Genomic DNA, 12,089 nt, shown 5'->3' on the forward strand with positions numbered 1-12,089 from the left:
TGCGGACCCCCTTGTCCGGGGCGGAATCCCGTGTAATCGTAACCGAAAGCGCTTCCGAAAGCGCTTTCGCTCCGCCTCTTCTGACGGGGGTCTCCTCGATGGCAAGAGTCCGCACGACCCTGACGATCATCTCCATCTGCGCATTGGCCCTCACCGCGTGCGCGAAGACCGACGAACCCGGCGCGGCACAGTCGCCGGGACAGCAGCAGGGGCCGGTCAAGATCGGCATCTCGCTCCCGCTCACCGGCGACTTCTCCGAGCCGGGCAAGGGCATCCAGGAGGGGTACCAGGTCTGGGCGGACCAGGTGAACGCCAGGGGCGGCCTGCTCGGCAGGAAGGTCGAGCTGATCTTCCGCGACGACGCCTCCGATCCCAACCGGGTCAGCTCCGACTACGAGTCCCTCATCACGCAGGACAAGGTCAACCTGGTCTTCGGGCCGTTCTCCTCGCGCCTGGTGATCCCCGCGGCCAAGGTCGCCGAGTCGTACGGCATGCTCTTCGTCGAGCCGGCCGGAGCCGCGGCCGAGGTGTTCGAGCAGGGCTTCACCCGGCTGTTCTACGCGGCGCCCGCGATCGCGAGCGACCACTACAACTACCTGGCCGACTACATCCTGAAGCTGCCGGCGGACCAGAGGCCGAAGACGGCGGCGTACGCCAGCCTGGACGACCCGTTCGCCCAGGGCACCGCGTACGGCCTGCGCGACAAGCTGGCCGCGGCCGGCGTCAAGACCGTGGTGGACGAGGTGTACCCGCCGGAGACCACCGACTTCGCCCCCATCGCCGCCAAGATCGCCGCCGCCAAGCCGGACCTGGTGGTGGGCGGCACGCAGTTCGAGGACTCGGTCGGCCTGGTGCGCGCGCTGCAGGAGCTGAAGGTGCAGCCCAAGCTGGCGGCGTTCTCGACGGGGCCGACGCTGGCGGAGTTCCCCGCCGCGGTGAAGGGGGCGGCCGAGCACATCCTGTCGCCGGTCGGCTGGTCCTCCACCGCGACGTTCACCGGCAACCAGGAGATGGTCAAGCGCTACAAGGAGCTGTTCGGCGGCGAGGCCAACGAGGACGCGGCCAACGGCTACACCGTCGGCCAGATCGTCGAGGCCGCCGTGAACGCCGTCAAATGCGTCGATCCCACCAAGGAGTGCCAGGACAAGCTGACCCAGCACATCAGGCAGGGCACGTTCGACACCGTCGTCGGGCCGCTGTCCTTCGACGACAAGGGCAGGCCGGAGCAGGCGCACATGATCCAGCAGTACGTCAACGGCAAGGTCGAGATCGTCCTCCCCGAGCAGGCCAAGACCGCCTCCATCGTGTACCCGAAGCAGGAATGGTGAGCCTGCTCCTGCAGGGGCTGGCCCTGGGCGTGCTGACGGGCGGGCTCTACGCCCTGCTCGCCTCGGGCCTGTCGCTGTACTTCGGCGTGATGCGGGTGGTCATGGTGGCGCACCCGGCGTTCCTGTTCCTGGCCGCCTACCTCACCTACACCGTGCACACCACGCTCGGCGTGGACCCGTTCCTGGCGCTGCCGCTGACCGTGCCGCTCTTCTTCGCGCTGGGCGTGGCGGTGCAGCGGCTGCTCATCGCCCGGCTCGCGCCGGACAACCTGGCGATGATGTCGGTGCTGCTGACGTTCGGGATCGCGCTCACCATCGAGGGGCTGCTCGGCACGTTCTACACGGGCTCCTACAAGTCGGTCAGCATGGAGTACGCCACCCGGTCGCTGAGCCTCGGCGGCGTGCACCTGCCGTACGACAAGATCATCGCCTTCGCGGTCGCCGGGCTCACCCTGGCCGTGCTGTTCGCGGTGCTGGTCAAGAGCCGCTTCGGGCAGGCGCTGCGGGCCACGATCCAGCACCGCGAGGCGGCCAGGCTGGTCGGCATCCGGACCGAGCGCGTGGCCGGCTACGGCTTCGGCGTCGGCCTGGCCACCGCCGCCGTGGGCGGCACCGTGCTGGCGCTGATCACGCCGTTCTTCCCCGCCTCGCACTGGGTGTGGATCGGCAAGCTCATGGCCATCATCGTCGTCGGCGGGCTGGGCAGCGTGGTGGGCGCGGCGCTGGCCGCCGTCCTGCTCGGCGTGGTCGAGGGCGTCGTGCTGGTCACCGTGGACGCCACCTGGGCCACGATGATGTTCTACGTCTTCCTCTTCCTGACCCTGCTCGCGCGCCCCCAGGGGTTCTTCGGAGGCCGGCTTGCGCACCGTTTCTAGGGGGCTGCCGCTGCTGCTGGCCGCGCTGGCGGTCGCCTACCCGTGGCTGGCGCCCAACTACTACCTGGTGTACGCGGGCGCGCTGACCGTCATGTACGCCGCCATGTCCACCTCCTGGAACCTCCTGGGCGGCTTCACCGGCTACGTCTCGCTCGGCCACTCGGCGTTCTTCGGCCTCGGCGCGTACGGCACCGGGCTGCTCGTCGTCCGCCTGGACGTGCCGTGGGCCGTGGCCCTGCTCGTGTCGGCGCTGCTCGTCACGGCGTTCGCCGTCGGCGTCGGCATCGCGGCGGTACGCGTGCGCGGCGCCTCGTTCGTGATCGTGTCCCTCGCGCTGGTGTCCATGATGAACCTCATCGTGCAGGGCTGGCGCTCCCTCACCGGCGGCTCCACGGGCCTCCAGGTCCCCTCGCCCTTCCCCGGCCTGCACCGCGGCCAGACGCACATCGTCTTCTTCTACCTGTTCCTGGTGCTGCTCGCCCTCGCGCTGCTGTCCTGGTGGTACGTCTCCCGCTCCCGCTTCGGCGCGGGCCTGCGCGCCATCAGGGAGGACGAGGACAAGGCCGAGTCGCTGGGCGTGCCCACGGGGGCGTACAAGGTGGCGGCCTTCGCCCTGTCCGCCCTGTTCGTGGCCCTGGCCGGCGGGCTCTACGCGCTCTGGTTCGGCAGCCTCGACCCGATCTTCGTCTTCTCGATCCTGATCGCCTCGTACATGGTGCTGATGAGCCTGCTCGGCGGCGTCAGGCACCTGTACGGGCCGCTGCTCGGCGCGCTCATCGTGGCCCCGGCCGGCGAGTACTTCCTGATCGCGCTCGGCGAGACGCAGATCCACCTGACCGCGACGGGGCTGGTGCTGGTGCTGGTCGTGCTGTTCATGCCGGACGGCATCCTGGCCCGCTTCACCCGCCGGCGGGCCGGGCCTTCGATCCCCGACGAGAGCGCCGACCAGAGACTCCAGGGGGTGGCGCCATGAGCTCCCTGCGGACGGAGGGGCTGACGAAGGCGTTCGGCGGCGTGCAGGCCGTCAGCGACGCCTCCGTCGAGCTGCTCGACGGGAAGATCAACGGCCTGATCGGGCCGAACGGCTCAGGCAAGACCACGTTCTTCAACATCGTCACCGGCATGATCAGGCCGGACTCGGGCCGGGTCCTCTACCGCGGCCGCGACATCACCCGGCACTCGCCGCACCGTATCGCGCACGCCGGCATCGGCCGCACCTTCCAGCTCTGCCGGATCTTCCCGCGCCTGACCGTGCTGGAGAACATGCTGGTCGCGGTCCGCCGTACGCGGCTGCGCGAGCTGCTGGCCGGGCTGCGCGACACGGGCGAGGTCGAGCGGGCCCGCCACTGGCTGCGCCGCATGGGCATCGAGCACCTGGAGGAGGCCGAGGCGCGCGACCTGTCGTACGGGCAGCAGAAGCTGCTCGAACTGGCCGCCGTGCTCATGGCCGAGCCGGACCTGGTGCTGCTCGACGAGCCGGCCGGCGGGGTCAACCCGGCGCTGATCGACCGCATCGTGGCCCTCGTCCGCGACCTCAACGCGGAGGGCCGCACGTTCCTCGTCGTCGAGCACAACATGGACATGGTGATGGGCATGTGCGACCACGTGATCGTCTTCGACCGTGGCGCGCCCATCGCCGCCGGCCCGCCGGCCGTGATCAGGGAGGATCCGCGCGTGCTGGAGGCGTATCTCGGTGTCTGAGGTGGTGCTTTCCCTGGAGGACGTCGTGGCCGGCTACGGCAGGGCGGCCCCCGTGCTGCGCGGCCTGACCGTCACCGTCCGCGCCGGCGAGGTCGTCTGCCTCGTCGGCCCCAACGGCGCCGGCAAGTCCACCGCGCTCAAGGTCGCCAGCGGCCTGCTCGCCCCCCGCTCGGGCCGCGTCCTCCTGGCCGGCCGGGACGTGACGGGCCTGCCGCCGCAGCGCCTGCTCGGCCTCGGCCTGGCCCACGTCCTGCAGGGGCACAGCGTCTTCCGCGAGATGACGGTGGCCGAGAACGTCCGGCTCGGCGGCTTCACCGTACGCGACCAGGCCCGGCTGAACGCGCGCATCGCGGCGGTCAAGGAGTTGTTCCCCGTCGTGGGGGAGCGGTGGGGGAGCCTGGCGGGGCTGCTGTCGGGCGGGCAGCAGAAGCAGGTGGAGTTCGCGCGGGCGCTGATGCTGGAGCCGACGGTGGTGCTGCTGGACGAGCCGTCCATGGGGCTCGACCCGCGCAACACCTCGGTCGTCTTCGACCAGATCGACCTCATGCGCAGGACCGGGGTGGCGGTGCTGCTGGTGGAGCAGAACGCGCGCAGGGCGCTGGAGATGGCCGACCTGGGGTGCGTGCTCGACCTCGGCCGGGTGCACATCTCGGGTCCCGCCCGCGACCTGGCCGCCGACCCCCGGCTGGGACGCCTCTACCTGGGAGGCGCCCCGTCCACCTGACCGGCGTTCCCCCACGCCCCGGACGGCTGTACGGTGAGATCATCGACGCGACGGCACCGCTGGCCGAGCAGATCACCTCCGTGCGCCTGGACCTGGCGTGGCGGGAGCGGCCCCACGTGGGGGCGACCGTCGGTCCGCTGCCCTGACGTTCACTCAGGAGCCGGCCACCAGCACGCGCTTCCTGAACACCCAGTACGTCCACCCCTGGTACACCAGCACGAACGGCAGCGCGATCAGCCCGATCCAGGTCAGCATCCCCAGCGTGTACGACGCCGACGCCGCCTCCACCAGCGTCAGCCCCGGCAGCGGCCGGACCCGCAGCTCCATGAAGACCGCCAGCGTGGCCAGCACGATCGAGGCCGCCGTGGCCGCGAAAGCCCAGCCCTCCCGGCGGCGCCAGATCAGGGCCGTGGCCGCCGCCAGGGCCGCCATGGAGACGAGGGCCGGGATGGTGCCGAGGCTCGACAGGGCGGCCACGGCCACCGGGATCGTCACGCCACCGGCGATCAGGGCGGCGACGCGGGCGCGGCGGCGTACCGGGCCGGTGGTCTTCAGCGCGAGGAACACCGCGCCGTGCAGGGCGCACACCGCCAGCGTGAACACGCCGCCCACGACGGCCGCGAGCGCGTTGTTGAACAGCAGGTCGGCGAAGACGGAGCCCCACAGGAACGCCGGCAGCGCGCTGCCCACCACGATGCCCAGGTCGCACCAGAGCGGGTTGTCCACCTTGCCGCGCCACTCCAGGCCCACGCCGCGCACGATGAGCCCGACCAGGATCAGCGTCACCGGCAGGTAGAAGGTGCTGAACACGCCCGCGTACCAGGCGGGGAAGGCGGCGAACATGGCGCCGACCGCGGTGATCAGCCACACCTCGTTGCCGTCCCACACCGGGCCGATGGTCTGCAGGCTGGCGCGCTGCTCGGTGGCGTTCCTGCTCACCAGGGGCGCCAGCATGCCGACGCCGAAGTCGAAGCCCTCCAGGACGAAGTAGCCGGTCCAGAGGAAGGCGATGATGGCGAACCACAACTCGATCATGGGGGAAAGCTCCTCAGTACATCAGGGACGGCTCGCGCGGCGCCTCGGCCGCCTGGACCGGCGCCTGCTCCTCGGCGCCCTTGCGGACGTGCCTGGCCAGCAGCACGGTCTCGGCCACCGCGAGGGCGCCGTACAGCAGCGTGAAGATCGTCAGGGACGTGGCCACCTCGGCGAGCGAGACGCCCGGGGACACGCTGGAGGCGGTGAGGAGCTCGCCCGCGACCGTCCACGGCTGGCGGCCGATCTCGCTGAGCAGCCAGCCGGCGATCACGGCGATCAGCGGGAGCGGCAGCGCGAGCAGCATCGCCCGCGAGAGCCACGCGGGGAACTCCCGCCTGCGGCGGGTCAGCCAGAGGCCGAGCACCGACAGGCCCACCGTGGCCAGGCCGAACACGATCATCACGCGGAACGACCAGAAGACGACGGTGCCGTCCGGGCGGTAGTCGCCGGGGCCGAACTGCTGCTCGAAGCGCCGCTGCAGGTCCTCGGTGCCCTGGACGGGCGCCTCGAGGTCGTTGGTGGACAGGAAGCTCAGCAGCTTCGGGATCTCGAGGCCGGGGACGACGCTGAACGCGGCGCCCTCGGTGTCGCGCTCCAGGCCCTCGGCGGCGGCCAGCTTCATGGGCTGCTGCTCGTACATGAGCTTGGCCGAGTGGTCGCCGGTGCCCGCGACGACCGCCCCCGCGATGGCCGTCATGACCAGCGCGGCGCGCGCCGCGCGGCGCCACATCTCCGCGCGGGTGCGCAGCAGCCAGTAGCCGCACACCGCCAGCACGAAGCCGCCCGCCACCACGAACGAGCCCGCGATCACGTGCGGGACCTGGGCCAGCGCGGTGGAGTTGGTCAGCACCGCCCACAGGTCGGTCATCCTGGCCTTGCCGTCCACGACCTCGTAGCCGACGGGGTGCTTCATCCAGGCGTTCGCCGCGAGGATGAAGTAGGCCGACAGGTTGGACCCGATGGCCGCCGCCCAGATGGTCGCCAGGTGCACTCTCTTCGGCAGCCGGTCCCAGCCGAAGATCCACAATCCCAGGAACGTGGACTCCATGAAGAAGGCCAGCAGCGCCTCCATGGCCAGCGGCGCCCCGAAGACGTCGCCGACGAACGTGGAGTACTCGCTCCAGTTCATCCCGAACTGGAACTCCTGCACGATGCCGGTGACCACGCCCATGGCGAAATTGATCAGAAACAGCTTGCCGAAGAACTTCGTGAGCTTCAGGTACTGCTCGTTGCCGGTGCGGTGCCAGGCCGTCTGCAGGCCGGCCACGAAGATCCCGAGACCGATGGTCAAGGGCACGAACAGAAAGTGGTACACGGTGGTCACCCCGAACTGCCACCGTGCCAGGTCAAGTGCGTCCATCTTCCCCGTCGTCTCCCTGAGCTCTACACGCTGTAGTACATCTACTCGTAGTAGTACTACAAGCTGTAGAGCAATGCGATGCGAGCTTGGTCACATCGCCTGTGCTGGTTGCTCTACCGAGGATCGCGTGCGGGGGTGCCCGGGCGCGTCACCCGCCCGGCTGATCGCCGCGTACGCCGCGGGACGGACCCCTGTACGGGTCTCAGTGCGCTTGGGCTGCCGCCAGGTACGCCTGGAGGTCGCCCAGCTCGAAACCCCGGCGCTTGATCTTGTTCACCAGGATGCGGAAGTCCCTGGCCAGGTTCGGGCGGAAGTGCAGGAGCAGGATGTCGCCCGGGCGCAGCTTCTTGTCGGGCACCTGGTAGGCGATCTTGCCGCCCGGCTGGACGGTGGCGGTCCAGAGCAGCACGGCCGACAGGCCGCAGCTCCTGGCCGCCCTGAGCGTGTCGGTGTTGTAGTTGCCGAACGGGGGCCTGAACAGGGTGGGCCGCGTCCCTGTCTCCCGCTCGATCAGCTTCGAGGCGCCGCAGAGCTCGCGGCGCTGGGCGGGGTAGGCGAGCAGGCGGAGGTTCGGGTGGGTGAGGGTGTGGTTCTCGACGGGTACGCCGGCGTCGCGAAGCTGCCGGAAATATCCCCATTTACCGGCGCCCACGTACCGGGCCGGGCCGCCCGACTCGTCCGGCGTGCCCCTGGCCTCGACGGCGTCGCGCATGGCGAAGGCGGTGATGGGGATGCGCTGGTCGCGTACCTGCCTGACGAAGCCGGGGTCCTGCTCCCAGCCGTCGTCGATGGTCAGGAAGACGACCTTGCGCTCGGTGGGGATCGAGCTGATCACCGGCGGGAGGCCGCCGGCGCGGGGGATCGGGCGCACCTCGCCCTTGCGGGGCTTGACCCCGGGCGGCCCCGCCGCCTCGGGGGTCTTCCTCCCGGGGTCCGCGGAAGAAGACGAAGGCGATGGCGAAGGCGATGGCGAAGGCGAGGTGGTCGAGGCGGTTCCGGCCGGGGCACAGGCCGCCAGTGCCAGCACGCACGCCACGCCGATCACCCGGTGTCCCCAGAACATGGGGCACCATCTTGCCAGCCTCTGTGAGGTGTTGCCCTTATCCACGCGCCTCGCGCTGCCTAGAGTGGCCGCATGAAACTGGCGGGCAGTGCCGAGATCGGCGTGGACAGGCAGCGGGTGTGGGCGGCGCTCAGGGACCCGGCGGTGCTGGTGCGCACCCTTCCCGGGTGCGAGCGGCTGGAGGAGACGGGGCCCGACACGTACCGGATGACGATCAACGCGGGCGTGGGCTCGATCAAGGGCGTCTACCAGGGCGAGGTGGCGCTGTCCGACCCGCTGGAGCCCGAGAGCTTCACGCTCAAGGCCCGCGGGCAGGGCGCGCCGGGCACCGTGGACGCCACCGTCCTCGTACGGCTGAGCGACCTCGACGGCGGCACCCGGGTGGACTACGACGCCGAGGCGGTGGTCGGCGGGATGATCGGCGGGGTGGGGCAGCGCATGCTCGGCTCCGTCGCCAAGCGGACGGCCGGTGACTTCTTCGCGGCCGTGGAGCAGCACCTGAGGACGTCGGTCCGGACCGCCGAGCCTGACCTGCCCGCGGGGCTCGGACTGCCCGCCGAGCCCGTGCCCGCCTCGGTGGAGACGCACCTCGTCCCCGAGGGCCGCCCGGCGCCCGGTGCCGTCTTCGAGCGGCCCGCGAAGGCGCGCACCGAGACGCGGCCGTGGGTGATGCTGGCGGCGTTCGGCATGGGGGCCGGGGTCGCGCTCGGCGGGGTCACCCTGGGCTGGCTGCTGGGCCGCGGGTCACGCCACCGCGGCGCATGAGGTTGATGGCCTCGGGGGCTCTCGCGGAAAAGGATCTCCCGGCGTAGCGTGGCGGTATGCGGCAGGCACATGCTGAAGACGCACGGACAGAGGCCAGGCGAGTCGTACGCAACCTCCTGGGCGAGGAGCGTCCGACGGCCGGGACGCTGATCGGCGACGTGCGTCCCGTGCTCGGTGACGAGCGTACGGACCGCACGCTGGAGCTGGCCCTCGGCGCCCAGCTCACCAGGCGCTCGGCCGAGCTGGCCGCCATCGCCGCGCTGCTGGTCGGCACCCGCGAGCTGGGCGAGGGCTGGTGGGCCAAGCCCAGGGGCGGCAAGCTGCCCGCGCCCGACGAGGTGGTGCGCACGGCGGTCGCCATCGAGCCGTGGACCGACCTGACCGCGCTGGAGATGCTGGCGGCCTGGATCTCCGACGACGCCGCCGACCAGATGTGGGGCGCACCCGTCGCGCAGGTGGACCTCAACTCCTGGCAGGCGGAGGACCGCTTCGGCCTGCCGCCTGGCGTCAAGCCCGGGCAGCGGCTCGTTGTGCACTTCGACGCCGGCGGGCGGCTCGACGCGGTCGTCGCCCGGCGGCCCGACGAGGAGCTGGGCTCCAACCTCGACTTCCAGTCGCTGCGCTACTCGCGGCCCGCCGAGGCGCAGTGGAGCTGGGGCGTCGCGGCGGGGCTCGGGCCGCACCGGCTGCCGGGGGAGAGCCCCGACCCGTACGCGCGCGAGGTGCCCGCCGAGGCCGTCGGCATCCTGATGACGTGGGCGACGCGTCACGGCGCCTCCGCCGAGCAGCTGGGCGAGCGGTGGAGGACGGTGGGCGACGTGGTGGCGGCCATCGAGCGGGTCGACTGGATGTGGCGCAGCGGCGAGTGGTTCGGCTGGTGGCGGGGCGCCTCCGCGCTGGTGGACGACTCGGCGTACCTGCCGTACCGGCTGGAGGAGCTGGCGGCGGGCTAGGGGCCGGAATCCCGGCGGGCGCGATCGGGTTGTCCCCGGGTATGAAGGTCGAGATTTTTTCGGATGTCGTGTGCCCCTGGTGTTACATCGGGCATGTCCGGTTCGCCAGGGCCGCCGAGCGGTTCCGGGCCAAGGGTGGCTCCATCGAGGTGACGATGCGGCCGTTCCAGCTCAACCCGGACGCCCCGTCCGACGGCGAGCCGCTGATCCCGGCGCTGGAGCGCAAGTTCGGCCCGAACGCCGGCCAGATGGTCGAGCGGGTGGTCGGCGCCGCCGCCGCCGAGGGGCTGGAGCTGCACTACGACAAGGCCGTCAACGCCGCCACGTTCGAGGCGCACCGCCTGATCGAGGTCGCCACCCGGCAGGGGCTCGGCAAGGAGATGACCGAGCGGCTCTTCAGGGCGTACTTCAGCGAAGGGCTGAACGTGGCCGACCCCGGCGTGCTGGGCGAGCTGGCGGCCGAGGTGGGCGTGGCCGACTCCGGCGAGGGCGCGCAGGAGGTGCGCGAGCAGCTCGCCAGGGCGCGCTCGCTGGGCATCTCCGGCGTGCCGCTGTTCCTGTTCGAGGGCAAGTTCGCCGTGTCGGGCGCGCAGCCGGAGGAAGCCTTCGTCTCCGCCATCGACGAGGTGGCCGAGCGGACCGGGCAGACGCCGATCACCCCGCTCGGGACGCCGGGCGACGGGTGCGACGACGGGTACTGCGCCGTCTGAGCCGGGCGTGGTGGGAGAATCACAGGGTGTCGAGTCGCAGCCTTGCCTACCTGCTCAAGCATGCCAACCTGCGCCTGTCGGAGCTGATGGGGCCGGCGCTGGAGCCGTGCGGCATCGACGGGCGCGAGTTCGGCGTGCTGTCGGTGCTGGGCGGCTCCGAGCCGTTGTCGCAGCTGGAGGCCGCCCAGCGGATGGGGATCGACCGGACGACCATGGTCGCCATGGTCGACGGGCTGGAGCGCAAGGGCCTCGTCGGGCGCCGGCCGCACCCGGCCGACCGGCGCAAGAACATCGTGGAGCCGACGGAGCGCGGCCGCGAGGTGCTGGCCGAGGCCCTGCGGGTGGTGGCGGCGGCCGAGGCGGAGTTCCTGGCGCCGCTGCCCGACGGCGACGCCAGGCTGCTCAGGGACGCCCTGGAGCGCCTGATCCCCCCGCACTCAGGCGGCTGAGCCGCCCTCCGGGGTTCCCGCGCCCATGCCCGTGCCCTCGCCCAGCTGGCCGGCGCGGTGATGGCGGCGGCAGAGCACCTGGTAGCGCACGGGCGCGTCGTCGGTGTCGCCGATCACGACCTGCTCGCCCGTACGCGCCATCGCCCCGCCCACGATCCGGGCGTTGAGCTGGCCGGGCCGCCCGCACCAGCACAGCACCTCGACCTGCAGCCGGCACACCTCGTCGGCCAGCTCGAACAGCCGCTGCGCCGCCGGGAACATCACCGACCTGAAGTCGGAGGCCAGCCCGAACGCGTAGACGTCCACGCCGTGGGAGTCCACCAGGTCGGCGAGCTGCTCGATCTGCTCGACGGTGTAGAAGCAGGCCTCGTCGCAGATCAGGTAGTCGATGCGGTCGTGCGCGGTCACCAGCCGTACGAGGTCGAGGGAGTCCTCCACCTCGATCGCCTCCAGGCCGAGCCCGATCCGGCTGGTGACCTTCGGCCCTCCCGAGCGGTCGTGCTTCGTCAGCACCAGGCCGCGTCTGCCCTGCCGTCCGTGGTTGTAGTTCATCTGCAGCGCCAGGGTGGACTTCCCGCAGTCCATGGGGCCGAAGTAGAACTTCAGTACGGCATCTCGGGCGCCGGATGGCACGGCAGACAAGGCAGACAGTTCGGTCACGGGCCGCCAGCTTAGTGGCTTGGCTTGTTCCATGACCTCGTGGGACATTTCTCCCCTGTAGTTGTTCAGGAGGAATCTGTGGTCACCGACAAACCATCGTCCGAGTCGTCGCCGCTGGACGCGCTGATGAGGCAGGACGAGCTCACGGCGGCCCAGGCGGACGCCACCCGCTGGCGTTACGGCTTCCTCGTCGTGGTGGCCGGCATCGTCGCGCTGCTCATCGCGTTCGGCGCCGCCGTCTTCGCCTCGGCGGAGTTCGCCGCGCTGTTCGCCGGGGTGGCGGGGGTGATCGGTACCATTATCGGGGCTTACTTCGGAGTCCAGGCCGGCCAGTCGGGCAAGGCCAGGGTCGAGGCGGAGCTCGCCAGGACGCAGGAGATGGTGGTGCGCCTGGCGGCGTACGTGGGCCCCACGAACGCGCCCCGAGTCATCGACGAAGTGCTCGGCCGTCGCCGGAGCTGAGGAG

The 12,089-nt window shown here is 71.2% G+C and carries 14 protein-coding genes; 10 read left to right on the plus strand and 4 right to left on the minus strand.

Annotation, left to right across the window (positions count from 1 at the left end; translation table 11 throughout):
* Nucleotides 1-98: 98 nt before the first annotated feature.
* From HD593_RS14605 to HD593_RS14625, 5 genes are read left to right on the plus strand one after another with little or no spacing between them, the layout of a single operon-like run.
* The gene (locus HD593_RS14605; protein WP_185102689.1) at nt 99-1,328 is read left to right on the plus strand and encodes an amino acid ABC transporter substrate-binding protein; all 1,230 of its coding nucleotides are present in this window, start codon (nt 99-101) and stop codon (nt 1,326-1,328) included.
* The gene (locus HD593_RS14610) at nt 1,322-2,203 is read left to right on the plus strand and encodes a branched-chain amino acid ABC transporter permease (protein WP_185102690.1); all 882 of its coding nucleotides are present in this window, start codon (nt 1,322-1,324) and stop codon (nt 2,201-2,203) included. Before HD593_RS14605 ends, HD593_RS14610 begins: the two co-directional genes overlap by 7 nt.
* Entirely contained in the window at nt 2,187-3,176 is a 990-nt protein-coding gene (locus tag HD593_RS14615) for a branched-chain amino acid ABC transporter permease (RefSeq protein WP_221524760.1), read from the plus strand. Before HD593_RS14610 ends, HD593_RS14615 begins: the two co-directional genes overlap by 17 nt.
* On the plus strand, nt 3,173-3,904 hold the full coding sequence (locus HD593_RS14620) for an ABC transporter ATP-binding protein (RefSeq protein WP_185102691.1): 732 nt from the start codon (nt 3,173-3,175) through the stop codon (nt 3,902-3,904). The genes HD593_RS14615 and HD593_RS14620 overlap by 4 nt, the downstream gene beginning before the upstream one ends.
* Entirely contained in the window at nt 3,897-4,628 is a 732-nt protein-coding gene (locus tag HD593_RS14625) for an ABC transporter ATP-binding protein (protein WP_221524761.1), read from the plus strand. The genes HD593_RS14620 and HD593_RS14625 overlap by 8 nt, the downstream gene beginning before the upstream one ends.
* Nucleotides 4,629-4,781: 153 nt before the next feature.
* Here HD593_RS14625 and cydB read toward each other — a convergent pair whose 3' ends face one another.
* From cydB to HD593_RS14640, 3 genes are all read right to left on the minus strand, one after another.
* Complete coding sequence (cydB, locus tag HD593_RS14630) at nt 4,782-5,663, minus strand: cytochrome d ubiquinol oxidase subunit II (RefSeq protein WP_185102692.1); 882 nt, start codon at nt 5,661-5,663, stop codon at nt 4,782-4,784.
* Between the two features lie 13 nt (nt 5,664-5,676).
* Nucleotides 5,677-7,023 (minus strand): cytochrome ubiquinol oxidase subunit I, encoded by a 1,347-nt coding sequence (locus tag HD593_RS14635; protein ID WP_185102693.1) that lies wholly within the window; start codon nt 7,021-7,023, stop codon nt 5,677-5,679.
* A 202-nt stretch (nt 7,024-7,225) separates the two neighbouring features.
* Nucleotides 7,226-8,086 carry a polysaccharide deacetylase family protein gene (locus HD593_RS14640; protein WP_185102694.1) on the minus strand — a complete coding sequence of 287 codons (861 nt, stop codon included), beginning with the start codon at nt 8,084-8,086 and terminating at the stop codon, nt 7,226-7,228.
* Nucleotides 8,087-8,158: 72 nt separating this feature from the next.
* Between HD593_RS14640 and HD593_RS14645 the strand changes: the two genes are divergently transcribed.
* Genes HD593_RS14645 through HD593_RS14660 form a run of 4 tightly spaced genes read left to right on the plus strand, consistent with a single transcriptional unit; the run spans nt 8,159 to nt 10,963 of the window.
* The gene (locus HD593_RS14645; protein WP_185102695.1) at nt 8,159-8,851 is read left to right on the plus strand and encodes an SRPBCC family protein; all 693 of its coding nucleotides are present in this window, start codon (nt 8,159-8,161) and stop codon (nt 8,849-8,851) included.
* Between the two features lie 56 nt (nt 8,852-8,907).
* The gene (locus HD593_RS14650) at nt 8,908-9,804 is read left to right on the plus strand and encodes a hypothetical protein (protein WP_185102696.1); all 897 of its coding nucleotides are present in this window, start codon (nt 8,908-8,910) and stop codon (nt 9,802-9,804) included.
* A 41-nt stretch (nt 9,805-9,845) separates the two neighbouring features.
* Nucleotides 9,846-10,514 carry a DsbA family oxidoreductase gene (locus HD593_RS14655; protein ID WP_185102697.1) on the plus strand — a complete coding sequence of 223 codons (669 nt, stop codon included), beginning with the start codon at nt 9,846-9,848 and terminating at the stop codon, nt 10,512-10,514.
* Between the two features lie 26 nt (nt 10,515-10,540).
* Nucleotides 10,541-10,963, plus strand: coding sequence for a MarR family winged helix-turn-helix transcriptional regulator (locus HD593_RS14660; protein WP_221524762.1), 423 nt, complete (start codon nt 10,541-10,543; stop codon nt 10,961-10,963).
* On the opposite strand, the gene HD593_RS14665 is transcribed toward HD593_RS14660, so the two are convergent.
* Complete coding sequence (locus HD593_RS14665; protein WP_185102698.1) at nt 10,952-11,623, minus strand: thymidine kinase; 672 nt, start codon at nt 11,621-11,623, stop codon at nt 10,952-10,954. The genes HD593_RS14660 and HD593_RS14665 overlap by 12 nt on opposite strands.
* A gap of 78 nt (nt 11,624-11,701) precedes the next feature.
* Between HD593_RS14665 and HD593_RS14670 the strand changes: the two genes are divergently transcribed.
* A complete protein-coding gene (locus HD593_RS14670) occupies nt 11,702-12,085 on the plus strand; it encodes a hypothetical protein (RefSeq protein WP_185102699.1) in 384 nt (127 codons plus the stop codon).
* The last annotated feature ends 4 nt before the right edge of the window (nt 12,086-12,089 follow it).

Origin of the sequence: Nonomuraea rubra, assembly GCF_014207985.1 — a bacterium.
GTDB lineage: Bacteria > Actinomycetota > Actinomycetes > Streptosporangiales > Streptosporangiaceae > Nonomuraea > Nonomuraea rubra.

What these genes read in the sequence shown, in the direction of transcription:
- HD593_RS14605 (WP_185102689.1), top strand. Translation starts at nt 99, where the DNA reads ATGGCAAGAGTCCGCACGACCCTGACGATCATCTCCATCTGCGCATTG.
- HD593_RS14610 (WP_185102690.1), top strand. Translation starts at nt 1,322, where the DNA reads ATGGTGAGCCTGCTCCTGCAGGGGCTGGCCCTGGGCGTGCTGACGGGC.
- HD593_RS14620 (WP_185102691.1), top strand. Translation starts at nt 3,173, where the DNA reads ATGAGCTCCCTGCGGACGGAGGGGCTGACGAAGGCGTTCGGCGGCGTG.
- cydB (WP_185102692.1), bottom strand. Translation starts at nt 5,663, where the DNA reads ATGATCGAGTTGTGGTTCGCCATCATCGCCTTCCTCTGGACCGGCTAC.
- HD593_RS14635 (WP_185102693.1), bottom strand. Translation starts at nt 7,023, where the DNA reads ATGGACGCACTTGACCTGGCACGGTGGCAGTTCGGGGTGACCACCGTG.
- HD593_RS14640 (WP_185102694.1), bottom strand. Translation starts at nt 8,086, where the DNA reads ATGTTCTGGGGACACCGGGTGATCGGCGTGGCGTGCGTGCTGGCACTG.
- HD593_RS14645 (WP_185102695.1), top strand. Translation starts at nt 8,159, where the DNA reads ATGAAACTGGCGGGCAGTGCCGAGATCGGCGTGGACAGGCAGCGGGTG.
- HD593_RS14650 (WP_185102696.1), top strand. Translation starts at nt 8,908, where the DNA reads ATGCGGCAGGCACATGCTGAAGACGCACGGACAGAGGCCAGGCGAGTC.
- HD593_RS14655 (WP_185102697.1), top strand. Translation starts at nt 9,846, where the DNA reads ATGAAGGTCGAGATTTTTTCGGATGTCGTGTGCCCCTGGTGTTACATC.